Origin of the sequence: Kribbella sp. CA-245084, from assembly GCF_050942355.1 — a bacterium.
Lineage (GTDB): Bacteria > Actinomycetota > Actinomycetes > Propionibacteriales > Kribbellaceae > Kribbella.
Genome location: NZ_CP192053.1, coordinates 5,437,541 through 5,463,242, shown reverse-complemented (window position 1 = coordinate 5,463,242; position 25,702 = coordinate 5,437,541). Strand labels below are relative to the sequence as shown.

Below are 25,702 nucleotides of genomic sequence, written 5' to 3'. Positions count from 1 at the left end.
GTGCCGGCAGGGCGGCGTCGCATCGCCGTCCCGCCGGCCCCACGGCGACACCACCCGACAGCGGAACGTATTCGTTTCGGATAGTTTGGTGACTCCCGGTAGCGTCGTTCGCACACGACCTCCCGACCCCCGAGGATGAAGCCGTGAAACGTGTTCTCGCCCTTGTTGCGACCGTGGCCGCCACCGCTGGTGTGCTGACCGCCTGCACCGACGAGCAGGCCTACTGCGTCGATCTCGCCAAGTACGCCGCGAAGGCTGTCGACGTCGACCCGCAGAAGCCGGTCGACTACGTGAAGATCCTGGACGAGGCGAAGAAGCTCCAGGAGTCTGCGCCGAAGGACGTGAAGGACGACTGGGGTGTCGTCGTCACGTTCGCGGAGAAGGCCAAGACGGCCGGTTCGGACCGGGTCGAGCTCGCGAAGCTCAGCAAGCAGACCGGCGCCGTGATGACGGCGTACAAGAACATCAGCAGCCAGGCCAAGGACAGCTGCAAGGTCGACCTGCCGGCGCTGAATTGATCAACTGATCGTTCCAATCCGCCGCCCGTCCCGCGACTCTGCTCACCGCGTCCTGATCGCGGGCTGGAGCCGTGTTAGGTTCCCTTGCGAAGCCATACAACGGGACAGGTGAAACGGTGCCACTTCCTTCTTTGACCCCGGAGCAGCGTGCGGCTGCTCTGGACAAGGCCGCGGCGGCGCGGCGTGAACGAGCCGAGATCAAGAACCGGATCCGGCACTCGGGAGCGTCTCCGACGGAGGTGCTCCACGAGGGCCAGACCAACGAGGTCATCGGCAAGATGCGGGTCAACCAGCTGCTGCAGTGCATCCCGGGCGTCGGCAAGGTCCGTGCCCAGCAGATCATGGAGCGGGCGGGGATCTCGGAGACGCGGCGGGTGCGCGGCCTCGGCTCCAACCAGATCGCCGCGCTCGAGCGCGAATTCGCTGAGTGACGCTGGGTGATTCAGTGTGAGCCAGACCGAAATCCATCCCGGCTCGTTGGACACTGGTGTGACGATGACCACGCACCCTGACAATGTTGCGAACGAGCCGATGGCCGCCGATCCCGGCCCGGCGCGGTTGACCGTGCTGGCCGGACCCACCGCGGTGGGCAAGGGGACGGTCGCGGCGGAGATCCGCGAGCGGTATCCCGACGTCTGGATCTCGGTCTCGGCGACCACCCGCAAGCCGCGGCCGAACGAGGCGCACGGCGTGCACTACCTGTTCGTCTCCGACGCGGAGTTCGACCGGATGGTCGCGGACGGTGAGCTGCTGGAGTGGGCGGTGGTGCACAAGGCAGCCCGCTACGGGACCCCGAAGCAGCCGGTTCTCGACAAGCTCGCCGCCGGCCGGCCGGCCCTGCTGGAGATCGACCTGCAGGGCGCACGCCAGGTCCGCGAGACGATGCCGGAGGCACAGTTCGTGTTCCTGGCGCCGCCGACCTGGGACGAGCTGGTACGCCGCCTGGTCGGCCGGGGCACCGAGACGCAGGAAGAGCGCGAGCGCCGGCTCGAGACCGCCGTACTGGAACTGGCGGCCGAGAAGGAGTTCGACGTGACGATCGTGAACGCCTCGGTTCGGGAGGCTGCCGATCAGTTGGTAAAGTTGATTCGATCACCCTCCATCTCTGGAAAGAGCTGACTTTGTCTGGCAACCAGCCCGTCGCCATCGGCATCACCTCGCCGCCGATCGACGACCTGCTCACCCGCACCGACTCGAAGTACAAGCTGGTGCTGTACTCGGCCAAGCGCGCGCGGCAGATCAACGCCTACTACTCGCAGCTCGGCGAGGGCCTGCTGGAGTACGTCGGACCGCTGGTCGAGACGCACGTCCAGGAGAAGCCGCTGTCGATCGCGATGCGCGAGATCAACGACGGCGTGCTGACCTGCACCGACATCGACCCCGAGGCCGAGGCGGAAGCCGCTGCCGCGGAGAAGTCCGAGTAACCCACTCGCAATGACGACCGGGAACGGGGTCAGCTGATGTCCGGATCCGGTGAAGTGCAACCCCCTGGGACCACAGCTGTCCCGGGGGACTCTGTCGTTCCCGCCGCATCCGCCAAACACAAGCCCAACGTGGTGCTGGGCGTCGGCGGCGGCATCGCGGCGTACAAGGTCTGTGATCTGCTCCGGCGGCTGACCGAGTCCGGGCACAGCGTGCGGGTGGTGCCGACGGCGGCCGCGCTGGAGTTCGTCGGCGCGGCGACCTGGGCGGCGCTGTCCGGGAAGCCGGTGACGGCCGACCCGTTCGACCACGTCGAGGAAGTGCCGCATGTCCGGATCGGCAAGGCCGCTGAGCTGGTCGTCGTCGCGCCCGCGACCGCGAATCTGATCGCCAAGGCCGCCCACGGGCTGGCCGACGACCTGCTGACGAACACCCTGCTCACCGCACGCTGCCCGATCCTGTTCGCGGCCGCGATGCACACCGAGATGTGGGAACACCCGGCAACCCAGGCGAACGTCGCTGTGTTGCGTTCTCGCGGTATCACGGTTCTCGACCCGGCTGTCGGCCGGCTGACCGGCGCCGACACAGGCCGCGGACGGCTGCCCGAGCCGTCGGAGATCTTCGCGATCAGCCAGTTGATGCTCGCCGACGAGGCCGCTCGTGCTGCCGGGCAGTCGGTCGCCGACCTCACCGGCAAGCATGTTCTGGTCAGCGCGGGTGGCACGCGGGAACACCTCGACCCGGTCCGGTACCTCGGCAACTCGTCGTCCGGCAAGCAGGGCTACGCGCTCGCCCGGATCGCCGCCGCCCGCGGCGCCAAGGTCACACTCGTCGCGGCGAACTCCGAGCTGCCCGACCCGGCCGGGGTGCAGGTGGTCCCGGTCGTGTCCACCCGCGACCTGTACGACGAGATCACCGGGCGGGCCGCCGACGCCGACGCGATCGTGATGGCGGCCGCGCCTGCGGACTTCCGCCCGGCCGACTTCGCCGAGCACAAGATCAAGAAGACCGCCGACGGCGCGGTCCCCGCGGTCAACCTGGTCCAGACCCCGGACATCCTGAAGACCGTTTCCCACGACCGCGCCCGCCCCGGCCAGGTCATCGTCGGCTTCGCCGCAGAGACCGGCGACGCCGAGCACACGGTCCTCGAGCTCGGCCGAGCCAAACTCGAGCGCAAGGGCTGCGACCTTCTGGTCATCAACGACGTCTCGGGCGGCAAGGTCTTCGGCAGCGACGTCAACGAAGCAGTGATCATCGACCGCAACGGCACCGCTCTGCCGTTCCCGTCCGGCAGCAAGGACGCCCTGGCCGGCGTCATCTGGAACCTGGTCGCAACCCACTGGCACTGACCCGCCGAGCTTGGGCTCACCGAGCCGGTGAGGACTCTCCGGTCAGCGGGAGCGGCGCCCGCAGGGTGAGGCTGACGATGCCGTAGGTGAAGCCGAGGTGTTCGTTGAGGCGGCGCATCGAGTCGTTGCCGCGCTGCGTCCAGGTGTAGATCTCGGTGATTCCGTGATCGGCGGCCCATGCCATGCTGGTGCGTTTGAGGGTCGCAGCGACCGACTTGCCGCGCCACTCCCGGCGTACGGCGGTGTATCCGACTTCCGCCCGCTCGGGGCGATCGGAGTCGAGCTTCAGGCCGGCGACGCCGATCACCTCGTCACCGGCGACGGCGACGAACATGGCGGCCGGGTCGTTGATCCATTCCGTCTCCCAGTCAGCTTCCGAAACCTTCAGCGGCACCGGGTGGTCCATGTCCGGGATGGTCGGCAGCGCGACCTGGTGATAGGCCGCCGCCCAGAGTTCCGGGCGTTCGGCGACCGAGACGATCGTGTACTCCGTCGGCGGCGCCGGCCAGGGCTCGTGCCCGATCTGCCGTACTTGTTCGACCTCCCGATTCGTCTCCTTGAAGCCGAACCGCTCCGCGAAGAGCCGGGACTCCTCGTCGTCGACATTGGTCCCTGCCTCGTCGTAGCCCTGGGCGATGGCGTGGTCGGCGAGCACCCGGAGCACCGCCGTGCCCACTCCGCGCCGGCGGTGGTCCGGGTGGACACGAGCCGCCAGCGACGCACGCTCACCGCTGCCCGAACGATCCGCCAGTCCGCTTCCGACCACCTCGCCGTCAACCTCCGCCAGCACCAGCAGGCGACCGGGGCGGTCGCGCTCGCGCATCTCCGCGACGCTGGGACAGCGCTCGTACGGCATCACCGCGATCCGCACGGCGCGCCAGGCTTCGTAGTCGGCGTCGGTGAGGGCCGTCCGGATAGTCGTCGTCATGCGTTCACCCTGCCGTACTTCCACCCCGCACCGCTCACCCTTTTCTCTGGTCCCCGAGGTCAGCAGTTGTCCTCTTCGGTGTTTAGGGTCATCGGAATGGAGATCACGTGGGAGGCCGTGGTTGCGCGGCGGATGCGGCGGCACTTCCTGACCGAGGACGCCGAGTCGCCGGTTGATGCTGTGCGGGCGATGTGTGGGGCGCACGCGCAGATCGCGACGGCGGGGGAGGCGTCGGTGGCGATTCGCGTGGCGGGGGCGACTCGGCAGACGGTGCAGCAGGATGAGGGGCTGGTGAAGACGTTCGGGCCGCGGGGGACTGTGCACTTGTTGCCGCTCGAGGATCTGCCGATGTGGACCGGGGCGTTGTCGGCTCTACCGGGTGCTGGTAGTCAGCCCGTGCCGATTCGGATGTCGCCGGATGAGGTCGACCAGGTGATTGTCGCCATCGGGGAAGCGCTCGCGCAGGACGATCTGACCGTCGACGAGCTGACCGAAGAAGTCGTACGGCGGACCGGTGAGTGGGCCCGGAAGCCGACGATCCCGGCCTTCCAGGGTGCGTGGGCGCGGTGGCGGCAGGCGACCTCGGTCGCGGCGAATGCCGGCGTACTGTGCCACGGCCCGATGCGCGGCCGGCTGATGACGTACGCGAACCCGCATCGCCTCCGCCCGTTCGAGCCGCTTCCGGCCGAGAAGGCGATGACCGAGCTGCTGCACCGATACCTGTACTCCTACGGACCGGCGACCCCGCAGCAGTTCGCCCGCTGGCTGAGCACCACGCCGACCAGGATCAAGCCGTACTTCGACGACCTACCGCACGCGACGCTGGCAGACCATACCGTATGGTATGCCCCGGGTGACGGTGACTTCCCGGATGAGCGGGCCGAGGGTGTACGGCTCCTGCCGTACTTCGATGCGTACGGCGTCGGCAGCTACCCGAGGGAACCGCTCTTCCCCGGCAAGGCCTTCGATCGCGCGACCGCCCGCGGGCAGGCCGGCAACTACCCGCTGCTGCTCGTCGACGGCATCGTCGCGGGCGTCTGGCACCAGAAGAAGGCGGGCCGGACACTGCACGTCACCGTCGAGGCACTGACCCCGCTGAACCGTCGCCGCCGCAAACTGCTGGACGCCGAGGTGGAGCGGCTGGGGGAGATCCTCGGTGGTGCGCCGTCGCTCACACTCGGCGACGTGACGGTCGGCGCTCACGCCTGAAACCAGGGTCGAGGTCCAGAATATGATCAGTAATCCCGTATGCTGGATGAATTCGGAGCGTTACCGGGATTCCGGTGGAAACTGCTGGCATACTGCCCAAGATGCATCGCCAACCGTCGGTGCATGGGGGGACCGTGCGACTGTGGGGAACGGTCGTGCGGCACGAGAGGAATCCGAGGGAGAACTGTGGCGAGGCGCCTTTTCACGTCCGAGTCCGTGACCGAAGGTCACCCGGACAAGATCGCTGACCAGATCAGCGACTCCATCCTCGACGCGTTGCTGGCCGAGGACCCGAAGAGCCGCGTGGCGGTCGAGACCCTGATCACCACGGGTCTGGTCGTCGTCGCGGGCGAGGTCACCACGACGGCGTACGTCGATATCCCCGGGATCGTGCGCGCGCGCATCCTGGAGATCGGCTACGACTCGTCCTTGAAGGGTTTCGACGGCGCGTCCTGTGGGGTGCAGGTCGCTATCGGCAGCCAGTCGCCGGACATCGCACAGGGTGTCGACACGGCGTACGAGACGCGCTCGGACGCGTCCGAGGACGCACTGGACCTGCAGGGGGCAGGCGACCAGGGACTGATGTTCGGCTACGCGTCCAACGAGACGCCGGAGCTGATGCCGCTGCCGATCACGATCGCGCACCGGCTGTCCGAGCGGCTGTCCGAGGTCCGCAAGAACGGCACGCTGGCCTACCTGCGGCCCGACGGCAAGACCCAGGTCACGGTCGAGTACGACGGTGACAAGGCAGTCCGGATCGACACCGTGGTGGTGTCCAGCCAGCACGCGGCCGACATCAACCTCGAGTCGATGCTGACCCCGGACATCAAGAAGCACGTCGTCGACCCGGTGCTCGAGCAGTTCGACATCGACTCGACCGACTACAAGCTGCTGGTGAACCCGACCGGCCGGTTCGAGATCGGCGGCCCGATGGGCGACGCCGGGCTGACCGGGCGGAAGATCATCATCGACACGTACGGCGGGATGGCGCGGCACGGTGGTGGCGCGTTCTCCGGCAAGGACCCGTCCAAGGTGGACCGGTCGGCGGCGTACGCGATGCGCTGGGTGGCGAAGAACATCGTCGCCGCGGGGCTCGCGGACCGGGTCGAGTGCCAGGTCGCGTACGCGATCGGCAAGGCCGCACCGGTCGGCTTCTACGTCGACACGTTCGGGACCGAGAAGGTGCCGGTGGCCAAGATCGCCGACGCTGTCCGCGAGGTGTTCGACCTCCGGCCGGCCGCGATCATCCGCGACCTGGACCTGCTCCGCCCGATCTACGCCCAGACCGCCCGCAACGGCCACTTCGGCCGGACCGGTGAGGACTTCACCTGGGAGCACACCGACCGCGTCGAGGCCCTCAAGGCCGCGGTCAACAAGTAGTAGTTGTCCACAGGGGACGGCAGTGCGTCAGCGCACTGTCGTCCCCTGCGACCCAGGGCATGGCTCCCACTCCCACGCCTACTGCGCGGCACTCGGCACGGCGCCTCGCCGCACGGGTGCAAAGGGAACGATGCTCCGCATCGACCCCTTCGCCCCCGCGCGCCGATGCACCGCACCGAGCACCTGCTCGCTACGGCGTGCGAGTAGGAGCCATGCCCTAGCATTTCCCGGTGACATCGGACTCGCCGGAGCAACTGACGCTGCTGCGGGACGCCGTGCGCAAATCCCGGACCAAAGAGCCGGCCGAGATCACCGAGACGTTGCCGGTGGCACGGATCGCGGTCGATGTCTCCCTCCCGCACCTGGACCGGCCGTTCGACTATCTCGTCCCTGAGGACATGGCCGAGGCGGCTCAGCCGGGCGCCCGGGTGAAGGTTCGTTTTGCCGGCAAGGACCTCGACGGGTTCGTGCTGGAGCGGCTTGCGGAGTCGGATCACGACGGCAAGCTGATGAGGATGCGCAAGGTCGTCTCGCCCGAGCGAGTGCTGACGCCGGAGATCGCGGACCTCTGCCGTGCGGTCGCCGATCGGTACGCCGGGGTGCTCGCGGATGTGACGCGGCTGGCGGTCCCGCCGCGGCACGCGAAGGTCGAAGCTGAGCCGCTGCGCTGCGATCAGCCACCGCGTCCGCCGGTCTCCACGTCACGGTCCGAGTGGTCGCCGTATCCGCCTGGATTCCTCGATGCGATCGCGCGCGGGGAGCCGCCGCGGGCGGTGTGGACCGCCGTACCGGGCGCCGACTGGGCGCTCGCGTTCGCGCAGGCCGCGGCCGTTTGTGCTGCATCTGGGCGTGGTGCCCTGCTGCTTGCCCCCGATGCGCGCGACCTCGAGCGATTGGCGGCCGCCTGCGAAGCCGTCCTCGGCCCGACTGGATTCGTCACGCTCTCGGCCGACCTCGGCCCGACGGCTCGCTATCGCGCTTTCCTCGCCGCGGTTCGCGGATGTGCGCGCGTCGTGATCGGCACGCGGGCGGCGGCATTTGCCCCGGTGGCGGAGCTGGGGTTGGTGGCGATGTGGGACGACGGCGACGAGTCGTACGCCGAGCCGCGCGCGCCGTACCCGCATGCGCGTGAGGTCCTGCTGCTGCGGGCGTTCCGGCAGAACTGTGCGGCACTGCTCGGTGGGTTCGCGCGGTCGGCCGAGGCCGCGGCGTTGATCGAGTCCGGGTTCGCGCATGAGCTGATCGCGGACCGGAAGGTGATCCGCGCGGCGGCGCCGTCGGTGCACATCGCGGGCGAGTCGGATCACGAGCTGGCCCGTGATCCGAGTGCGCGGGCGGCGCGGTTGCCGCACCGGGTCTTCGAGATCGCGCGCGACGGCCTGCGATCGGGGCCTGTGCTGGTGCAGGTGCCGCGGGCCGGGTATCTACCGAGCCTCGTGTGCCAGACGTGCCGGGCGCCGTCGAGGTGTTCGACCTGTGGCGGGACGTTGCGTCGTACGGGCGGATCCGGGCCCGCGAGCTGCAGTGTGTGCGGGCGACCGGCGGTCGACCACCGATGCCCGGAGTGCGGCGACACCCGGATGCGGGCTGCGATCATCGGCGCTCGTCGTACGGCGGAGGAGTTGGGGCGGGCGTTTCCCGGCGTCGTGGTGCGTACGTCGGGCGGCGACAACATGCTCGACGTCGTGTCCGATGCGCCGGCGCTGATCGTCAGCACGCCCGGGGCCGAGCCGGTCGCCGAGGGCGGGTATGCCGCAGCCGTCCTGCTCGACACCTGGCTGATGCTCGCCCGCCAAGACCTACGAGCTCCCGAAGAAGCCGTACGCCGATGGTTCAACGCGGCCGCCCTGGTCCGATCGGCCCGCGACGGCGGCACGGTGATCCTCGTCGGCGACCCGACCGCCCTCCCACTCCAGGCAATCGTCCGCTGGAGCCCCGAGGGCTACGCCACCCGCGAGATCGAAGAACGGCGTACCGCCCGCCTCGCCCCCGCCGCCAAACTGGCCGAACTGACCGGCCCCTCCGAGGCCGTCAACGACCTCATCACCCGCCTCCGCGACCTGGTCCCACCATCCGCCGGCCTGGAGGTTCTCGGCCCCGTAGACCTCGACGAAGAGACCGTCCGAGCCGTAGTCCGCACCCCCCGCCAACACGGCCCCACCCTCGTCCGCTCCCTCAAAGAATCCCAATCAGCCCGCACCACCAAGAAAAACCCCGGCACAGTCCGAATCCAGGTAGACCCACCCAGCTTCGGTTGAGAGTCAGGCGGAGGTTGCCAGCGGAGTGGCGGCGGCGAGGAGTTGGTGGCCGAGGGGGGTGCGGTGGTAGAGGACGGTGCGGCCGTCGCGGTGGGAGGTGACTACGCCGGCGTTGCGGAGGATGCTCAGGTGCACGCTGAGGGTCGGGGCCGAGACGCCTAGTTGGTGGGCCAGGTGGGTGGTGGACATCGGGAGGTCCAGGTGGCTGACTATTGCGGCGCGGGTGCGGCCGACGAGGTCTGCCAGGGGTGAGTCCGTGGTGTCCTGGCGGTCCTCCCACAGGCGGCCGAGGCCGCGTGGTGGGTAGGTGATCGTCGGCACGTGCGGCGCGCCAGTGACCGCAAGCCCAGCGGGCCAGGTGAACACGCACGGCACGAGCAGGAGGCCCTGGCCGGCCATCGGCTCGCCGTCGCAGGTGTACGGGCGGTCGATCTCGACGCGATCGCCGCGGTAGCTGATCGACGGATGCAGGTTGCGGAAGAGCCGCTCGATCCCGCCGCTCGCCAGCTCGTCCAGCCGGAACGCGAGGTCCTCCTGCAGCAGCGACCGCATCCGCCGCCACTCCGGCTCGATCGCCCGGCGCCAGTACGTCTCCAGCGCCGCCGTGATCACCTCCAGCGCCTTCGCCGGATGCGCGATCAGCTCCGGCAACAGCGGGTGGGGAGTGTCGTGATGCAGCTTCCCGAGCTCGTCCGCCACGATCTCGTGCGGCGTAGCGGCGATCGCGGCCAGGCCGGACTCGAAACTCGTCGACCGCCGTGGCGGCGCGGGCGTCATGAAATCAGGGATATAGCCGTACGGCGGAATGAGGGCCCTGAGCAACGTCAGGTCGTCGCCCGCGATCGTCGGCCGGACCTTCTGCAGCCACGGACCGTGCACGCTCTGCGCGGTGTTGTTGCTCAACGCCCGCACACTCGTCATCGTCTCCCACACCGGCGACAGCGCGAACCGGATCCGCCCGACGTCCCCGGCGTTCAGCCTGATCGTGATCACCCGGACAAGATTAGTCCTCACCCTAATCATCGACAACAGCCGACGGGGACCCGAGAGTTGATCCCATGAGTGCAGTCGCCATCGACAACGCCGCCCCCACCGCCCTGCCGCGGGCGTTCTGGGCGCTGTGGGTGTGCCAGCTGGTCAACCGGCTCGGCAGCTTCGTGCAACCGTTCCTCGTCCTGTATCTGACCCACGACCGCCACCTCTCGGCCGGTACGGCGGGAGCGGTCGCGGCCGCTGTCGGCGCCGGCTCTGTCTGCGCGCAACTCGTCGGCGGCTGGCTGGCCGATCGAGTGGGCCGCCGCGTGACCATGCTGATCTGCTTCTTCGGTACCGCCGCCGCGCTGATCCTGCTCGGATCCGCCCGCTCGATGGCGCTGGTCTGGGTGACCGCCTTCCTGGTCGGCCTGCTCAGCGACCTGTTCCGCCCGGCTGTCCAGGCGACGGTCGCGGACCTGCTGCAGCCGACCGAACGGGTCCGCGCGTACGGCCTGCTGTTCTGGGCGATCAACCTCGGCTTCTCCGTCTCGACCGTCAGCGCGGGCGTCCTCGCATCGTTCGGCTACGGCCTGCTGTTCTGGGTGAATGCCGCCACGTCGGTGATCGCCGGCCTGGTCATCTGGATGATGGTGCCGGAGAGCCGTCCGGCCCCCGAGGAGGATTCGGTACGCCGGGCGCTGCTGCCGGTCGTCGTACGCGACACCGTGTTCCTGCTGATGATCCTGATCCAGATCGGCTACGCGACCATCTACATGCAGGGCTACTCGACCCTGCCGCTGGCGATGTCGGACGACGGCCTCTCGTCCCGGACGTACGGCCTGGTGATCGCGCTCAACGGTGTCGTGATCGTGCTCGTCCAGCCGTTTCTCGGCAAGTGGTTCGTCAAGCTCGACCGGCCGAAACTGCTCGCGGCCTCGATGCTGGTCGTCGGACTCGGCTTCGGCGTCGGCGCCGTCGTACACAGCTGGTGGGGATACGCGGTGTCGGTCGTGGTGTGGACGATCGGGGAGATCGGTTTCGCCGCGGTGATCGGCGCGGTGTTCGCAGACCTCGCGCCGATCGACTTGCGCGGCCGCTACATGGGTCTGTCCGGGATGGCGTTCGGCGTCGGCACGGTGATCGGTCCGCTGGCCGGTACGAACGCCCTCGAGCACCTCGGCCCGACAGCCACCTGGCTCGGCTGCGCCGTACTCGGTGTGGTGATCTTCATCGGCCAGTACTCGCTGGCGCCGGCGCTCCACGCCCGCGCTGCAACAAACGCGGCGACCGCATGAGGTGAGCGGTCGCGATCGTCACGGCGACGACCGCGACCGCAACCCACGCAGCACGGTCGAGCGAGGCCGGGTGGCGCAGGAAGATCGTGCCGAACGCCGCAACGCCGAGCGTCCCACCGAACTGCTGTACTGCGTTGAGCAGCCCAGCCGCGGAGCCGGTCTCGTGCGGCTCCACGCGATGCAACGCCTCGGTGAAGAACGCCGTCGTGAACAGCCCGACCCCAAAGCCCCCAACGGCCAACGCAGGCAGAAGCGCGTACGGCGTGGTCGCGAGTCCAACGAGCAGTACGCCGAGACCGGCGTACATCAGCCGTGATCCGAAGCGGGCGACCAGCCACTGACCTGCGACGAGTGACGCGATTCCGGTCGCGGCCGACCAGGGGAGCAGCGCGAGGCTGGCGCGCATGACGCTGTGGTGCAGCGTCAGTTGCTGATGCAGTACGACGACCAGCGTCAGTCCGCTCATCACCGCGAAGAACAGCGTGGACGTCGCAAGCGCGGGAGCGAACCCGCGATGCGCGAACAGACTTGTCTCGATCAAGTTGCCGCGCAACAGGCACAGACCGAGCAGCGCCACTCCGCCGATCAACAGGTACCAGCTGCGGGACTGCAAGATCGGGTAGACGATCAGCGCGGTGCCGCCGGCCAGCAGCGCCGTCCCGAGTACGTCGACGCGCGGTCGCTGCGGAGCGGCCGACTCGGGTAGCAGGTGCGAAAGGGCGAGTACGGCCAGCCCCAGCGGCACGTTGACGAGGAAGACCCCGCGCCACGTACTGACCTCGGTGATGAACCCGCCGAGGACCGGGCCGGAGATCGCAGCGAGCCCCATCACCGGACCGATCGTGCCGAGCGCCTTCGCGAGCGCGCCACCGGTGAACCCGGCCTTGATCAATCCGATCGTCTGCGGAATCACCAGCGCCGCCGCCGCGCCCTGGATCGCCCGAGACGCGATGAGCAGGCCGGGTGAAATCGCCAGCGCGCACGCGGTCGAGGTGAGCACGAAGGCGGCAACGCCGACGCGGAACACCCGCCGCCGGCCGTACCGATCGCCGAGTCGGCCGCCGGTGATGAGCAGCGCCGCGAACGGCAGCGTGTACGCCGCGCTGAACCACTGGATGTCCGAGGTCCGTCCGCCGAGGTCACTGTGGATCACCGGCGCCGCGACCTGCACGATCGTCGCGTCCAACAGGTTCATGGCTTCGGCCACGAGTAGGGCGATCAGCCCGATCCATCGCTTGTTCGTCATGCCACAACAGTCGGATCCGGTCACTCAACCTTCCACATATGCATGCGAGATTTCAGGAATCTTCCATACAGATGCATTGTCGGCGACAATCTTCACATGCTGGACACGATCGACCGGGCCCTGATCCACGCGCTGCAGCTCGACGGGCGTGCGCCGTACAGCCGGATCGGTGAAGTCCTCGGCGTCTCGACGCAGACGGTCGCACGCCGCTTCAACCGGCTGCGGGCCGAGGCCGGCCTGCGGGTGATCGGTCTGCCGGATCCGCAGACGGCCGGGCGGGCGCTCTGGCTGGTTCGCCTCACCGCGGCTCCGCAGGTCGCGCAGGATCTCGCTGCTGCACTTGCTCGGCGCTCCGACACCAGCTGGATCAAGTTCGCCGCAGGCGGGACCGAGATCGTGTCGATCGTCAACAGCACCCCGACCGACGGCAGCGCGCTCCTCCTGAACGACCTCCCACGGACCACCGGCATCACGTCGGTCTCCGCGCAGTACCTGCTGCACATGTACGTCGGTGGTCCGACCGCCTGGCGTGGTCGCGCCAAGAGCCTGACGTCGGTGCAGGAGGCAGCCTTCGTCACGACGCCGACCGATCGAGGACCCGTCAAGCCGCTGGGCAACGGTGACGCGAAGTTGCTGACCGCGCTCGGCGAGGACGGTCGCGCCACACACGCGGACCTCGCCGTACGCACAGGCTGGTCGACGGCGACTGTCGCGCGCCGGCTTGACGAGCTGCAGCAGACCGGCGCGATCTACTTCGATGTCGACGTCGATCCGAGCGCGCTCGGCTTCACGACCAGCGCGATGTTGTGGTTGTCCGTTCCGCCCGCGCACCTCGACGCGGTCGGGCGAGCGCTGGCCGAGCACGACGAGCTCGGCTTCGTCGCGGCGACCACCGGCCGGACGAACCTCGTCACCCAAGCACTCTGCGCGAGCCCCGACGCCCTCCACACCTACCTGACCGCACGCATCGGAGCCATCGAACACATCACCGCGATCGAGACCGTCCCGGTCCTCCGTACGGTCAAGGCCGCAGCGCCCTTCTCACCGGGTCTCCTCGTGCCCCGCGTCGCTCCTCCCTCGGCGCTTCCGGCGCCCAGGCACGCACCTCGCGGCACTTGAGGAACGTCCACGATAAACCCACATCGAGGACGCTCCTCAAGCACCGCGATGCACGCACCTGGACACCGGAATCACTCGAGGGAGGAGCGACGCGGGGCACTAGGGTTGCGGACATGACGATCGACGCGGTGGTGTTCGACATCGGTGGGGTGCTGCTGGACTGGAGCCCCAATTACCTCTACGCCGACCTGATTCCCGACGAGGAACAGCGGTCGCACTTCCTGACCAACGTGGCCACGCCGGCCTGGAACCACAAGCAGGACGAGGGCCGCACGTGGGCTGAGGCGGTTGCGGAGCTGACGAGTCTGCACCCGGAGCACACCGAGTGGATCGAGGCGTACGACACCGGCTGGCTGAAGATGGTCAAGGGCGTGTTCGAGGACACCGCCGCGGTGCTCACCGAGATCAAGGCGCTCGGCCTGCCGACGTACGCGCTGACGAACTTCTCCGGTGAGAAGTGGGAGATCGCGAAGGACGCGTTCCCGATCCTCAGGCAGTTCGACGGTGAGGTCGTCTCGGGCGTCGAGCAGACCGCGAAGCCCGACGAGAAGATCTACCGGATCCTGATCGACCGCTTCGGTCTGGACCCGGCGCGCACGTTCTACACCGACGACATGGCGTACAACGTCGACGGTGCTCGCGCGGTCGGTCTCGACGCCGAGGTCTTCACCGGTGCGGCCGACCTTCGCACGCAACTCCGGGCCCGCGGTCTGGCGGTGTAGCGAGTACTACAGTGGTTTGGTGACGTTCGTACCTGGAGACCGCTCGCCCGCCGTCGGGGACGTGGATCGCGACACCGCGGTGCGACGCGTGCAGGAGGCCTATACGGACGGGATCCTCACCCACGAGGAGATGGACGCCCGGCTGCACCAGGTGCTCAGCGCCAGGACCCGTCGGGACATCGACCGGGCCTTGGCCTCGTTGCCGGCGCCGGATCCAGGTCGGTCCGCGACGATCGGCGCGGCGTCCGGGCGGATCACCCGCGTCGGCGTCTGGCGGGTGCCGCGGAAGCTGAAGGTGCATTCCGCATTCGGCCGGGTCCGGCTCGATCTGACCCGGGCGATCTTCGAGCACCAAGAGGTCGACATCGAGCTCAAGCTCGGCACCGGCGGCGCGAAGATCCGGGTGCCGCGCAACGCGATCGTCGAGCTCGAGGGTCTGCACACCACCTGGAAGGACTCGCAGTACAAACCGCCGCGCGGGTCCACCGGCACCGGCCCGCGGATCCGGATCACCGGTGCGGTCGGGTTCGGCAAGGTGCGGATCCGGCACGCGCGCTGGTAGCCCCCTTTCAGACTGCTGCCCTCAGACTGCCGCCGAGATCGTCTCGGTGTACGTCGGCGTGCTCGCGAGGTACGCCGCTTCGACGTACACCGTGTTGTCCTGGCAGGTCATCGGCGTGAGCGCGACGCCGGGTTTGGCGGCGTACATGCGTTGCGGGGTGGCGAGACCGGGACGCCAGCGGTTGATCTGGTAGGTCTCCTCGCCGGTCGCGCTGACCGTGCGAACCTCCCAGAGAATCCAGTTGCCGCAGGCAAGGATCGTGTCGGTGACGACGGTGCCGAGCGGGCGGGCGGGGGAGTCGCCGGACTCGCGGACGTACGCCTTGCTCTGGTATTGGTCGGGGTCCGCGGCGGCGACCTCGGACCAGACTGTTGCGCCGGCGATCGTCGCCCCGCTCCACTGGATGCAGTTGGTTGCTGCTGGCACCGGTTTCGCCGTTCCGTTGGTCAGGGAGGCGGAGAGGATGCGTTTGCAGCGGTGTGCGGTCTCCGGGGCGATGATCTCGCTGAACGTCACGGTGTCGGCGGAGACGACCGGATCGGCGACGTACCCGGGGGCGTCTACGCAAGTCACGGGCCGCGACTTCAGGGTGGCAAGGTCGGCGACGATCAGGCAGGAGCGGTTCTTCGCGTCGGTGGAGCTGTAGGCGAACGTGCCGTTGTAGGCGCCGATCTCGGGCTCGGAGACGGGTGGGATTCCTGCGGGTGTCGTGCCTTTGCCGGTCGTGAGGTCGTAGCGGACGACCTTGATCTGCGGATCCGGGCCGTCGGAGCGGATGTCCTCGATCAGCGCCCAGTGGTCGTCGATCACAACGGGGGACTGGGCAACGAAACCGGTCGCGGGGACGTGGTGGACGACGGCTTTCTTGCTGGTGCGGTCGGTGATCGTCGTCGTACCGGCTTCGTCGCTGCCGCGCGTGACGACGTACTTGTGTTGCTGGGTGACGAGGTGCTGGCCGTCGACCGGTTGCCGCAGGACATTCGCCCAGACCGGGATCGCCGTACCGCTGTCCGTCGGCCTTGTTGGAGTGACTGACGGCTTCGGCGTTGGTGTGGGGGTGGGGGTTGGCGCTGTGCTCGGGGTGGTTGATGAGCATCCGGCCAACAGCAGGACCAGAAGGGTGCCTGCGGCAACCGTACGACGACGCATCACAGCCCGATGTTCTGGAAGGAGTTGGCCAGGGTGGCGTTGAACAGTGCGCTCGCCGGGATGTTCCGCGGGCCGTCGGTGACGTTGCCGCGGCTGTTGAACCGGCGCTCGTTGAACACCTCGAAGATCGCGATCGTGCCGTTCGCCTTGTCGTAGCCGCGGCCGACCTGGTAGTGCCCGCTGTGGTTGAAGGCGAGGTACGGGAAGTACCGCTTCAGCAGCTGCACGTGCTCGATCACCGGGGCCTTGTACACGCCGAGGTGCTTCTGGTGGACGGCGAAGAACGTCTGCGCGTTCCAGTCCGAGACGTTCTGCACGACGTACGTGCCGGCGGACTTCGGCCAGGCGGTCTTCACGTTGGTCTGCTTCACCATCGCCGAGATCGCAGTACCGCCGGTGGTCGAGCCGAGGTCCTTCGCCCAGGACGCCTGGGTGTCCTTCTGGTTGTCGTCGGCCCAGTCGATCGACTGGAACGTCGCCGGCCCGCACCAGTACCCCTTCTCCTGCGAGGTCTGGAAACCCTTCATGATGTACGCCGAAGCCGGCGTCTTCACCGGAGCAGCCGGCGTCTGCGGCGGCACCGGCTTGGACGGCCCAACCGTCGGAGCGGTCCGAGTAGGAACAACCGTAGGCGCCACAGTGGGCGTCGCCGTCGGTGTCGGCGCAGCCGCTCCCGGCGTTGCCGTCGATGCGTCCGCCTTCGGCGCAGCTGTTCCACGCTCGCCTGCGCTCCCGGCAGTCCCCGTCGGCGCAGCCGTCGTGCCGTCCCCGGCCGACGTAGGCGCCGCTCCGTCCCCCACCCCATCCTCGCTCGCCGTAGGCGAGTCGGCCGGGTTCACCGGAGGTGTGTTGGCGGCAACCAGCTCGCGGAGCTCGCGGGCCTTCTCGCGGCCGTCCCAGGCCGCCTGCATCTCGTCGAGTTCGGCGGTGACGCGGGTGCTCTTCGGCATCGCCGCGCGTTGGGCGACGAAATCGGCCGGGGTGAGGTCACCGGTCGGGATGTCCTGCTCGACTCCGACCTCGTCCGCCGCGCGCAGGGTCGGCGGGCTCACGAGCGACTGGAGCTGGGCACCCGTCGGGAGCTTGTCGACGAAGCCGAGGCCGAGGCAGTAGTTCTCGGTGTCGAGCTTGAAGCACCTGAGCATGGACTCGGCCTGCTCGGTCTTGTCTGCCGACCGCACCTGCAGATCACCCGGTGACGTCTCGGTCACCTGCTTGACGACCTCGCTCCACGACCGCGCCGCCGGCTCGTCCACCGGCTGACTCGCAGTCGGCGTGGCCGTCGTGGTCGGCTCGACGGTGCGCGCAGAGGTAGGCGCCGAGGTGGGCGTCGGCGTGGGGGAAGCGGTGGTGCTGGGCGGCCCGGAGTATTCGGGCTCGCGCGGTTGGTAGGCCTGGGCAGTGAGGGGTGCCTGCGCAAGCAGTGCACCCAGGAGGATCAGAGTTGCCCCCCGTGCTGCAGTGAGCATTGGGTCTCCCGAGCGGCGTGTGACGGCAGTGACTGAGGGTACGCCTGAGACCACAGTACGTGCTTGGGGCAACAAACGGGAGGGGCCTCCCGCCCTGAATCCACTCCACGAGCCAACTAGACTTGCCCGGTCCTGCTCCGTGGAACCCGTGTGGAGAGTCTGTGTCGGTCCAACCCATCCGCCTGTTCGGCGACCCCGTGCTGATCACCAAGGCCGAGCCGGTCGTCGACTTCGACGCCGAGCTGCGCCGCCTGGTCGCGGACCTCACCGACACCATGCAGGAGGCGCCCGGATCCGGCCTGGCCGCGCCGCAGATCGGCGTCGGGCTGCGCGTGTTCACGTACCACGTCGAGGGCGAGCTCGGGCACCTGATCAACCCTGAACTGTCGCTCTCGACCGACGAGCAGTTCGGCCCCGAGGGCTGCCTGTCGATCCCCGGTCTGACCTTCGACTGCCGCCGCGCCCAGTCCGTGATCGCCAAGGGCTTCAACATGTACGGCGACCCGGTGGTGATCGAGGGCTCGGAGCTGCTCGCCCGCTGCATCCAGCACGAGACCGACCACCTGGACGGCATCCTGTTCGTCGACCGGCTCGACCGAGAGACCCGCAAGCTCGCGATGAAGGCAATCCGCGAATCCGACTGGTCCGGCCTGAGCGGCCCGCCCCAGCTCAAGGTCTCACCCCACCCCACGAACGGATTCGGTCTGTGAGAGTCGTCTTCGCCGGTACGCCGGAACCTGCCGTCACCGCACTCGAGGCGATCGTTGCCAGCCGCCACGAACTTGTCGGCGTCGTCACCCGCCCGGATGCGCCGGCCGGCCGCGGGCGGAAGCTCGTCGCCTCGCCGGTCGCGCAGTACGCCGAGGAGCTCGGCGGGATCGAGATCCTGAAGCCGGTCAAGCCGAGCGACCCGGACTTCCTGGCCCGGATGCGGGAGATCGCGCCGGACTGCTGCCCGGTCGTCGCGTACGGCGGTCTGCTGCCGCAGGCCGCGCTCGACATCCCGCAGCACGGCTGGATCAACCTGCACTTCTCGGTGCTGCCCGCGTGGCGTGGAGCCGCGCCGGTGCAGCACTCGATCATCGCGGGCGACGACGTTACCGGCGCGAGCACGTTCCGGATTGTGAAGGCGCTCGACGCGGGACCGGTGTACGGCGTATTGACCGAGCCGATCGGCGCTTCGGACACCTCGGGTGATCTGTTGCACCGGCTGGCTGTGTCGGGGTCGAAGCTGTTGGTCGACACGCTGGACGGCATCGAGGCCGGCGTACTCGAGGCTCGGGAGCAGCCGGCCGACGGCGTGACGCTCGCGCCGAAGCTCACGGTCGAGGACGCCGAGCTGGATCTGAACGCGCCGGCGCAGCGGGTGGATCGGCTGGTGCGCGGGTGCAACCCGGCGCCGGGGGCGTGGACGACGTTCCGGGGCGAGCGGCTGAAGGTGCTCGCCGTGCGGTTGACCGACGACGAGCTGAAGCCCGGCGAGCTGCAGGCCACGAAGTCGAGCGTGACGGTCGGCACCGGCAGCCGCGCGGTCGAGCTGGTCACGGTCCAGCCGCAGGGCAAGAAGCCGATGGCCGCCGCCGACTGGGCGCGTGGGATTCGCCTGACTGGTGACGATCGGTTGGGTCCGTCCGCGTGAGTGATCGGTCTCCTCGCAATCGTGCGCCGCAGGTCCAGCCGGATCGGGTACGGCGGGTCGCGTTCCAGGTCATCCGGCAGGTGACCGCCGAGGGCGCGTACGCCAACCTCGCCCTCAACAAGGCACTCCGCGATGCACGCCTGTCCGGTCGCGACGCCGCGTTCTGCACCGAGCTCGTCCACGGAACGCTGCGCTGGCAGGGCACGTACGACGCATGCCTCGCGCGCAGCGTCTCCCGCCCACTGGCGGACCTCGACCCCGAGCTCCTCGACCTGCTCCGTCTCGGCACGCACCAGCTCCTCAACATGCGCGTCGACTCGTACGCCGCGGTCAACGAGATGGTCACGCTGACCCGCTCTGAACTCGGCCAGAAACGCACCGGCCTGGTCAACGCCGTACTGCGGAAGATCAGCCAACGTACGCTCGATCAGTGGATCGACACAGTCGCCCCGTCCCCGGGCGAGGACCGCCTCGGCTTCCTGGCGATCGCCGAAGCGCACCCGCGCTGGGTGATCGAAGCTTTCGACCGAGCTCTGACCGATGGGCCGGGAGCCGCCCCGCAGGGTGATGCCGAGATCGAGCTCGAGCGCCTGCTTGTGTCGGACAACGAGCCTCCGCGGGTGACGCTGGTGGCCCGGCCTGGGCTGGCCGAGCTTGACGAGTTGGTGGCTGCCGGGGCGACTCCCGCGCGATGGTCGCCATACGGCGCTGTGCTGGAGGGTGGCGGTGATCCGGGGCGAATCGACGCGGTTGCCAGTGGCAGGGCCGGCGTGCAGGACGAAGGGTCGCAGCTGGTCGCGATCGCGTTGGCTTCGGCGAAGGTTGACGGGGAGGACACCAACTGGCTCGACCTGTGCGCGGGACCGGGTGGGAAGTCGGCCCTGCTCGCGTCGCTCATGCAGGATGGTCAGCTGACCGCGGTTGAACCGCTCAAGCACCGGGCCGAGCTGGTCCGCTCCAACCTGCGCGCGATTCCCGGCAATCACAAGGTGCTCGTGGGGGACGGGACCAAGCCGACCTGGCTGGCTGGGTCCTTCGACCGCGTGCTGGCCGACGTCCCCTGCAGCGGGCTCGGCGCGCTCAGGCGTCGCCCCGAAGCCCGCTGGCGCCGTACGCCGGAAGACGTCGTCCAGCTGCGTCCGCTCCAGGAGGCGCTGCTCGACTCCGCGATCACGTCGGTCCGGCCGGGCGGCGTGGTCGCGTACGTGACCTGCTCGCCGCATCCCGACGAGACGCGTGCGGTGGTCGACGCCGTCCTGGGTCGCCGCGACGACGCGTCCCTCGAGGATGCACGGGCGCTGTTCCCCGGCGTACCGGATCTGGGCGACGGACCGGATGTCCAGCTGTGGCCGCATCTGCAGGGCACCGACGCGATGTACTTGGCGCTGATCCGCCGGTCATGATGCGGACCTGCTGTCAGGCGCTATTGGCCGGACGGTCATGATGGTGAGGTGACAACAACCGCCACGCCTCCCGCCGTCTCGACCCGGCAGCACCACCTCGTCGGCCTCGTCTCGGCGTTCGGGATCGGCATGCTCGTCGCGGTTCAGTCGCGGTTGAACGGCGAACTCGGCGGCATCCTCGGCGACGGGATCCCGGCGGCGCTGATCTCGTTCGGTACCGGCCTGCTGATCTTGCTGGTCGCGACCGCCGTGGTGCCGCCGGTGCGTCGCGGGCTCGGCAACGTCTGGCGCACGATCCGTACGCCGATGCGCGGGTACGGCGGTCTGCGCTGGTGGCAATGCCTCGGCGGGCTCGCGGGCGCGTTCCTCGTCGCGACGCAGTCGATCACCGTTTCCATCATCGGCGTCGCGGTCTTCCTGGTGGCCGGCGTGGCAGGGCAGGCGATCAGCAGCCTCGTCGTCGACCGGCTCGGCTTCGGACCGGCCGGACCGCAGCCGCTCACCACGATGCGGATCGTCGGCGCGATGGTCGCTCTGGTCGCGGTCGGCCTGGCGGTATCGGACCAGCTGAGTCACCCCGACGGCCTGTTGCTCGCAGTACTGCCCGCGCTCGGCGGCGTCGGCACCGCCGTACAGCAGGCCATCAACGGCCGGGTCGCGCGGACCGCTTCCACCGATGCGTACGGCGCTGTCGCGGCCGGGGTGGTCAACTTCCTGGTCGGCTTCACAGCTCTCCTGGTCGTCTTCCTGGTCGACCTCGCACTCCGCGGCGCACCGCGGCACCTCCCGAGCGAGCCCTGGCTGTACTTCGGTGGCGCGTGCGGCGTGATCTTCATCAGCGCCGCGGCCGCAGTGGTCCGGGTCGTCGGCGTCTTCGTCCTCGGCCTCGGCACGATCGCCGGCCAACTCATCGCGAGCCTGTTCATCGACATCTTCGTCCCCGTCGCGGACAAGCCGATCACAACCCCGGTCGTGGCCGGCACCCTCCTCGCCCTTGTGGCCGTGGCAGTCGCCGCCATCCCCAACCTCCGCCGCGCCTGAGGCTGGGCGACGGCGCGGACCTCCAGCACTGACCAACTGCGCGCCACTCACGCGCCTCACGCTCAGCGGTGGGCTCAGACAGCGCCTCGCCGAGGGTTAGTCAGTGGCGGAGGTCCGAGGGGTCAGGTCGTCGCCGGTGCTTCGGCGGTGACGACCGGCTTGCGGCGCACAGTGAGCAGGCCCTGGGAGACGGCCACGCCGAGCAGGACGACTAGGCCGCCGACCGGCTGGTACCAGGTGATGTGCTCGTGCAGGACGATCACGCCGACCAGGATCGAGAAGACCGGCATCAGGTACGTGACCATCGACGAGCGGCTCGCGCCGATCAGCCGGATGTTGCGCATGTTGAGTACGAAGGCGAGCCCGCTGCCGAGCGCACCGAGCGCCATCACACTGAGCACGACCTCGATCGACAACGACCACGGCGCTGGCGGTGCCTGCCGGGTCACGATCGGCGCGACGATCGCCAGCTGAACAGTTGCGCACAGCAACAAGGCCGCCGACAGTGAGGTGCCGGACAACGTCGTCCCGGCCAGGAACTTCTTCTGGTAAGGGATCGCGAGTCCGTAGAAGACCGCCGCGAGCATGCACAGCCCCTGCCCGACCAGGTCGGCTCCGCTGTCCACCCGCCACGCGCCGAGGACGACCAGCATCCCGGTGAACCCGATCAGCAGGCCGACACCGCGCTGCACCGAGAACACCTCGGTCCGGAAGATCAGCACCGCGATCGGCAGCACGATCAACGGGGTGATCCCGTTCCAGATGCCGGCCAGCAAGGACGGGATGCGCTCCTCGCCGTACCCGAACAGCGTCCACGGGATCGCCGAGCCGATCGCACCGGCGACGAACGAGTGCGCCCACAGCCGCGGATCGCGCGGCAGCGACTCGCGCTTCACGGCCAGGATCGCGAGCAGTACGACGGACCCCGCGATCACCCGCCCGAGCGCGAGGTAGAGCGGCGGCAGCTCCCGCACGCCGACCGAGATGAACAGGAAGCTGCAGCCCCAGATCGCGGCCAGGGCCAGCATCACCGGGAGCCAGGCCCGCACCGGAGCCTTGTCAGGAGTCGTAACGGTACTCACTCCTGACATCCTGCACTACGGCACCGACATTCCGGAGATATTTATCCGTATTCGGGCAGCTGGCGGTCAGTAATGGACAGCACATAGCGGCGAGTGTCAGGGGCGAGAGAGGATGACGCTCATGAGTGCCTTCGAGGTGGTGGCGGTCCGGAAGCAGTTCCCCGCGCTCGACGAGGGAGCGGCGCATTTCGACGGCCCGGGCGGCTCGCAGACGCCCCAGGCCGTCGCCGACGCGGTGGCGAGGACGATGGTCTCGGCGCTCGCGAACCGAGGTCAGCTGACGGCTGCCGAGCGCCGCGCCGACGAGATCGTCGTCGGCGCCCGGGAGGCGATGGCCGACCTGCTCGGGACGACCGCGCAGGGCATCGTCTTCGGTCGCAGCATGACCCAGCTGACATACGACTTCTCGCGCACGCTCGCCAAGAACTGGTCCGAGGGCGATGAGGTGATCGTCACGCGTCTCGACCACGACGCGAACGTCCGCCCCTGGGTGCAGGCCGCCGAGGCCGCCGGCGCGACCATCAAATGGCTCGGGTTCGATCCCGAGACCTCCGAGCTCGACGACGTCGCACCACTCCTCACCGACCGCACCCGCCTGGTCGCGGTCACCGGCGCATCGAACCTCCTGGGCACGCGGCCCGACACGCGACGCATGGCCGACCAGGTCCACGAGGCCGGTGCGCTGATCTACGTCGACGGCGTACACCTCACCGCGCACGTGCCGGTCGACGCCGCGTACGTCGACTTCTACGCGTGCTCGCCGTACAAGTTCTTCGGGCCTCACCTCGGCACGCTGACCGCATCGCCGGAGCTGCTGGAGACGTTGAAGCCCGACAAGCTCATGCCGTCGTCGAACGTCGTACCGGAGCGCTTCGAGTTCGGCACGCTGCCGTACGAACTGCTGGCCGGCACGACCGCTGCCGTCAACTTCCTGGCCGGCCTCGGTGGCACCGGGGCCACCCGTCGCGAGCGGCTCGTCAGCTCACTCGAGCTGGTCGAGGAGCACGAGGACAACCTCCGCGACGACCTCGAGTCCCGCCTCGCCGCGATCCCCGGCGTCACGCTCTACGGTCATGCGGCCAACCGGACGCCGACCCTGCTCTTCAACCTCGAGGGGCGCAGCCCGGCAGCCGTCGCCGAGCATCTTGCGAAGGCGGGCGTCAACGCTCCGGCAGGCTCGTTCTACGCGTACGAGCCTGCTCGCGTCCTCGGCCTCGGTCCGGCCGGGGCGGTCCGCGCGGGCCTCGCGCCGTACACGGACCAGTCGGACGTCGACCGTCTCGTCGCCGCGGTAGCCGCCTTGACCGGCGTCAGAAGCACTAACTAAAGTCTGTGGGGAAAGTAATCCGCCCCGAAGGAGCCAGGTGAGAGAACCGACTGCTGTTTTCGTCCAGGCGGATCTCTCGGACGGGTTGACCACTGCGGTCAGATCGGGCTCGACCTGGTCCGCGGCCGGCTCCGAGGTCAGCTGGAACGACGGGACCGTCGAGGTCACCGCGACGACGATCTCCCGCGTCGCGCTCCGTTGGACCTCGAAGCTCCCGGCGGATGCGCTGATCCTCGGTGACGCCTGGGAGCGTTCGTACGGCGACCTGCAGTGGCGGCACGTCCAACCCGAGCGGCTGCTGCCGTGGTACTTCCTCGTGCACGACCCGCAGACCGGCAGCACGACCGGTGCGGGCGTCGACGTGCAGCCGAGCGCGTTCTGCTCCTGGACGGTCGACGCGGACGGCTTCACGCTCTGGCTTGACCTGCGCAACGGCGGCGGTCCGGCACACTTGAGGGGCCGGACGCTGACTGCGGCGACCGTGCGACTATTCAAGGACAGCGGCACACCTTGGCAGACCCTGAACGCAGCGGTCGCCACCATGAGCACCCGACTACCGGCGCGACCTGAGCCCGCGCCGGTGGTCGGGGCTAACAACTGGTACTACGCGTACGGCGAGAACTTCGACGAGAAGGCCGTCCTCCAGGACGCGACCACGATCGTCGAACTCGCTGACGGCCACCCGGTCAAGCCGTTCAGTGTCGTCGACGACGGCTGGTACCCGGGCGGCGTCTGCTCCGGCGGGCCCTGGGACCGCGGTACGCCGGGTGTCTTCGACGACATGGCGGGTACGGCGGCCGCGATCAAGGCGATCGGCGCGCGCCCGGGCCTGTGGTTCCGCCCGCTCCTGGTCCGCGAGCCCGGCTCGTTCGCGTCGAAGGGACCGCACGACAAGCCCGGTCGCGCGCTCGATCCGTCGTACCCCGAGGTCTTGGACGGCGTGCGGGCCGACCTCGAGCGGTTCCGGTCCTGGGGCTTCGAACTCGTGAAGCACGACTTCAGCACGTACGACGTCTTCGGCGCGTTCGGCCCGGCGATGGGCTCGCGGCTGACCCGCGGCGGCTGGCAACTCCACGACACCTCGCGAACGACGGCCGAGATCATCCTCGCGTTCTACCGCGAGATCCGGGCCGCGGCGGAGGGCGTCGTACTGATCGGGTGCAACACGGTCGGCCACCTCGCCGCCGGGCTCGTCGACGTACAGCGGACCGGTGACGACACGTCCGGGCGGGACTGGGAGCGGACCCGGAAGATGGGGATCAACACGCTCGCGTTCCGGCTCCCGCAGCACAACCGGTTCTTCACCGTCGACGCGGACTGCGTTCCGTGCACGCCGCAGACGCCCTGGGAGCTCAACGAGCGCTTCCTCGACCTGGTCGCGCGATCCGGTACGGCGCTGTTCTTGTCGATCGATCCAGCAGCCCGGACCGAGCGGTCCGACCAGGCGTTGCGGAACGGTATACATTTGGCGCTCAGTGGTGGTGCGGCGGCGGGGATCGAGCCGACCGATTGGCTGGTCAACACCACGCCCAACGCCTGGCAGGCGGGTGACGAGGCCATCCACTACGACTGGTCTCGTCCGTGGGGTGCGGACCCGACCGCCAACTGA

At 69.0% G+C, this 25,702-nt stretch carries 24 protein-coding genes; 18 read left to right on the top strand and 6 right to left on the bottom strand.

The genetic code is table 11. The annotated features are described in order from the left end of the window. The first annotated feature begins 143 nt into the window (after window positions 1–143). The 5 genes from ACQPYH_RS26045 to coaBC all read left to right on the top strand — a co-directional run bounded on the left by ACQPYH_RS26045 (window position 144) and on the right by coaBC (window position 3,289). The gene (locus ACQPYH_RS26045) at window positions 144–518 is read left to right on the top strand and encodes a hypothetical protein (RefSeq protein WP_432876310.1); all 375 of its coding nucleotides are present in this window, start codon (window positions 144–146) and stop codon (window positions 516–518) included. Window positions 519–634: 116 nt separating this feature from the next. Next, complete coding sequence (gene mihF / locus ACQPYH_RS26040; protein ID WP_329000601.1) at window positions 635–949, top strand: integration host factor, actinobacterial type; 315 nt, start codon at window positions 635–637, stop codon at window positions 947–949. 64 nt (window positions 950–1,013) lie between these two features. Continuing rightward, the gene (gmk, locus tag ACQPYH_RS26035) at window positions 1,014–1,637 is read left to right on the top strand and encodes a guanylate kinase (RefSeq protein WP_432876308.1); all 624 of its coding nucleotides are present in this window, start codon (window positions 1,014–1,016) and stop codon (window positions 1,635–1,637) included. Between the two features lie 2 nt (window positions 1,638–1,639). Next, on the top strand, window positions 1,640–1,942 hold the full coding sequence (gene rpoZ, locus ACQPYH_RS26030; RefSeq protein WP_131514893.1) for a DNA-directed RNA polymerase subunit omega: 303 nt from the start codon (window positions 1,640–1,642) through the stop codon (window positions 1,940–1,942). Window positions 1,943–2,071: 129 nt separating this feature from the next. Beyond that, window positions 2,072–3,289: a bifunctional phosphopantothenoylcysteine decarboxylase/phosphopantothenate--cysteine ligase CoaBC gene (gene coaBC, locus ACQPYH_RS26025; protein WP_432876306.1), complete on the top strand. Its 1,218-nt coding sequence runs from the start codon at window positions 2,072–2,074 to the stop codon at window positions 3,287–3,289. Between the two features lie 16 nt (window positions 3,290–3,305). On the opposite strand, the gene ACQPYH_RS26020 is transcribed toward coaBC, so the two are convergent. Beyond that, window positions 3,306–4,217: a GNAT family N-acetyltransferase gene (locus tag ACQPYH_RS26020; RefSeq protein WP_432876304.1), complete on the bottom strand. Its 912-nt coding sequence runs from the start codon at window positions 4,215–4,217 to the stop codon at window positions 3,306–3,308. Window positions 4,218–4,313: 96 nt separating this feature from the next. Between ACQPYH_RS26020 and ACQPYH_RS26015 the strand changes: the two genes are divergently transcribed. From ACQPYH_RS26015 to ACQPYH_RS26005, 3 genes are all read left to right on the top strand, one after another. After that, window positions 4,314–5,426, top strand: a complete 1,113-nt coding sequence (locus ACQPYH_RS26015; protein WP_432876302.1) for a winged helix DNA-binding domain-containing protein — start codon at window positions 4,314–4,316, stop codon at window positions 5,424–5,426. Window positions 5,427–5,612: 186 nt separating this feature from the next. Further along, the gene (metK, locus tag ACQPYH_RS26010; protein ID WP_432876301.1) at window positions 5,613–6,806 is read left to right on the top strand and encodes a methionine adenosyltransferase; all 1,194 of its coding nucleotides are present in this window, start codon (window positions 5,613–5,615) and stop codon (window positions 6,804–6,806) included. 230 nt (window positions 6,807–7,036) lie between these two features. Continuing rightward, complete coding sequence (locus ACQPYH_RS26005; RefSeq protein WP_432876299.1) at window positions 7,037–9,064, top strand: primosomal protein N'; 2,028 nt, start codon at window positions 7,037–7,039, stop codon at window positions 9,062–9,064. Between the two features lie 3 nt (window positions 9,065–9,067). On the opposite strand, the gene ACQPYH_RS26000 is transcribed toward ACQPYH_RS26005, so the two are convergent. Next, window positions 9,068–10,057 carry an ArsR/SmtB family transcription factor gene (locus tag ACQPYH_RS26000; protein ID WP_432876297.1) on the bottom strand — a complete coding sequence of 330 codons (990 nt, stop codon included), beginning with the start codon at window positions 10,055–10,057 and terminating at the stop codon, window positions 9,068–9,070. A gap of 65 nt (window positions 10,058–10,122) precedes the next feature. On the opposite strand from ACQPYH_RS26000, the gene ACQPYH_RS25995 reads away from it, so the two are divergent. Then, on the top strand, window positions 10,123–11,334 hold the full coding sequence (locus ACQPYH_RS25995) for an MDR family MFS transporter (protein WP_432876295.1): 1,212 nt from the start codon (window positions 10,123–10,125) through the stop codon (window positions 11,332–11,334). Here the strand turns inward: ACQPYH_RS25995 and ACQPYH_RS25990 are convergent. Next, the gene (locus ACQPYH_RS25990) at window positions 11,267–12,580 is read right to left on the bottom strand and encodes an MFS transporter (protein WP_432876293.1); all 1,314 of its coding nucleotides are present in this window, start codon (window positions 12,578–12,580) and stop codon (window positions 11,267–11,269) included. The two genes, ACQPYH_RS25995 and ACQPYH_RS25990, sit on opposite strands and share 68 nt — an antisense overlap. Window positions 12,581–12,676: 96 nt before the next feature. Here ACQPYH_RS25990 and ACQPYH_RS25985 point away from each other — a divergent pair, with 96 nt between their 5' ends. The 3 genes from ACQPYH_RS25985 (at window position 12,677) to ACQPYH_RS25975 (ending at window position 14,983) form a co-directional block, all read left to right on the top strand. After that, complete coding sequence (locus ACQPYH_RS25985) at window positions 12,677–13,699, top strand: Lrp/AsnC family transcriptional regulator (protein ID WP_432876291.1); 1,023 nt, start codon at window positions 12,677–12,679, stop codon at window positions 13,697–13,699. A gap of 113 nt (window positions 13,700–13,812) precedes the next feature. Then, the gene (locus tag ACQPYH_RS25980; RefSeq protein WP_432876289.1) at window positions 13,813–14,421 is read left to right on the top strand and encodes an HAD family hydrolase; all 609 of its coding nucleotides are present in this window, start codon (window positions 13,813–13,815) and stop codon (window positions 14,419–14,421) included. Between the two features lie 19 nt (window positions 14,422–14,440). Beyond that, on the top strand, window positions 14,441–14,983 hold the full coding sequence (locus ACQPYH_RS25975; RefSeq protein ID WP_432876287.1) for a DUF1707 SHOCT-like domain-containing protein: 543 nt from the start codon (window positions 14,441–14,443) through the stop codon (window positions 14,981–14,983). A gap of 21 nt (window positions 14,984–15,004) precedes the next feature. Here the strand turns inward: ACQPYH_RS25975 and ACQPYH_RS25970 are convergent, their stop codons facing one another. Continuing rightward, the gene (locus ACQPYH_RS25970) at window positions 15,005–16,132 is read right to left on the bottom strand and encodes a hypothetical protein (protein WP_432894480.1); all 1,128 of its coding nucleotides are present in this window, start codon (window positions 16,130–16,132) and stop codon (window positions 15,005–15,007) included. Then, entirely contained in the window at window positions 16,132–17,601 is a 1,470-nt protein-coding gene (locus ACQPYH_RS25965) for a C39 family peptidase (RefSeq protein ID WP_432876285.1), read from the bottom strand. Before ACQPYH_RS25965 ends, ACQPYH_RS25970 begins: the two co-directional genes overlap by 1 nt. 161 nt (window positions 17,602–17,762) lie before the next feature. Here ACQPYH_RS25965 and def point away from each other — a divergent pair, with 161 nt between their 5' ends. The 4 genes from def to ACQPYH_RS25945 are packed head-to-tail and all read left to right on the top strand — an operon-like array spanning window position 17,763 to window position 21,684. Continuing rightward, window positions 17,763–18,311 (top strand): peptide deformylase, encoded by a 549-nt coding sequence (gene def, locus ACQPYH_RS25960; RefSeq protein WP_432876282.1) that lies wholly within the window; start codon window positions 17,763–17,765, stop codon window positions 18,309–18,311. Beyond that, the gene (gene fmt, locus ACQPYH_RS25955) at window positions 18,308–19,240 is read left to right on the top strand and encodes a methionyl-tRNA formyltransferase (RefSeq protein WP_432876280.1); all 933 of its coding nucleotides are present in this window, start codon (window positions 18,308–18,310) and stop codon (window positions 19,238–19,240) included. The genes def and fmt overlap by 4 nt, the downstream gene beginning before the upstream one ends. After that, on the top strand, window positions 19,237–20,643 hold the full coding sequence (locus tag ACQPYH_RS25950; RefSeq protein WP_432876278.1) for an RsmB/NOP family class I SAM-dependent RNA methyltransferase: 1,407 nt from the start codon (window positions 19,237–19,239) through the stop codon (window positions 20,641–20,643). Before fmt ends, ACQPYH_RS25950 begins: the two co-directional genes overlap by 4 nt. 48 nt (window positions 20,644–20,691) lie before the next feature. Further along, window positions 20,692–21,684: a DMT family transporter gene (locus ACQPYH_RS25945; RefSeq protein ID WP_432876276.1), complete on the top strand. Its 993-nt coding sequence runs from the start codon at window positions 20,692–20,694 to the stop codon at window positions 21,682–21,684. A 122-nt stretch (window positions 21,685–21,806) separates the two neighbouring features. Here the strand turns inward: ACQPYH_RS25945 and ACQPYH_RS25940 are convergent, their stop codons facing one another. Beyond that, window positions 21,807–22,766, bottom strand: coding sequence for a DMT family transporter (locus ACQPYH_RS25940; RefSeq protein WP_432876274.1), 960 nt, complete (start codon window positions 22,764–22,766; stop codon window positions 21,807–21,809). Window positions 22,767–22,887: 121 nt separating this feature from the next. Between ACQPYH_RS25940 and ACQPYH_RS25935 the strand changes: the two genes are divergently transcribed. Both ACQPYH_RS25935 and ACQPYH_RS25930 read left to right on the top strand, forming a co-directional pair. Then, on the top strand, window positions 22,888–24,093 hold the full coding sequence (locus tag ACQPYH_RS25935) for a cysteine desulfurase-like protein (protein ID WP_432876272.1): 1,206 nt from the start codon (window positions 22,888–22,890) through the stop codon (window positions 24,091–24,093). A 37-nt stretch (window positions 24,094–24,130) separates the two neighbouring features. Then, a complete protein-coding gene (locus ACQPYH_RS25930) occupies window positions 24,131–25,702 on the top strand; it encodes a hypothetical protein (RefSeq protein WP_432876270.1) in 1,572 nt (523 codons plus the stop codon).

Excerpts from the sequence above, each read along its gene's own strand:
- ACQPYH_RS26020 (WP_432876304.1), bottom strand. The coding sequence starts at position 4,217 with ATGACGACGACTATCCGGACGGCCCTCACCGACGCCGACTACGAAGCC.
- ACQPYH_RS25995 (WP_432876295.1), top strand. The coding sequence starts at position 10,123 with ATGAGTGCAGTCGCCATCGACAACGCCGCCCCCACCGCCCTGCCGCGG.
- ACQPYH_RS26015 (WP_432876302.1), top strand. The coding sequence starts at position 4,314 with ATGGAGATCACGTGGGAGGCCGTGGTTGCGCGGCGGATGCGGCGGCAC.
- gmk (WP_432876308.1), top strand. The coding sequence starts at position 1,014 with ATGACCACGCACCCTGACAATGTTGCGAACGAGCCGATGGCCGCCGAT.
- ACQPYH_RS25935 (WP_432876272.1), top strand. The coding sequence starts at position 22,888 with ATGAGTGCCTTCGAGGTGGTGGCGGTCCGGAAGCAGTTCCCCGCGCTC.
- ACQPYH_RS25970 (WP_432894480.1), bottom strand. The coding sequence starts at position 16,132 with ATGCGTCGTCGTACGGTTGCCGCAGGCACCCTTCTGGTCCTGCTGTTG.
- ACQPYH_RS25965 (WP_432876285.1), bottom strand. The coding sequence starts at position 17,601 with ATGCTCACTGCAGCACGGGGGGCAACTCTGATCCTCCTGGGTGCACTG.
- ACQPYH_RS25990 (WP_432876293.1), bottom strand. The coding sequence starts at position 12,580 with ATGACGAACAAGCGATGGATCGGGCTGATCGCCCTACTCGTGGCCGAA.
- ACQPYH_RS25985 (WP_432876291.1), top strand. The coding sequence starts at position 12,677 with ATGCTGGACACGATCGACCGGGCCCTGATCCACGCGCTGCAGCTCGAC.
- ACQPYH_RS25980 (WP_432876289.1), top strand. The coding sequence starts at position 13,813 with ATGACGATCGACGCGGTGGTGTTCGACATCGGTGGGGTGCTGCTGGAC.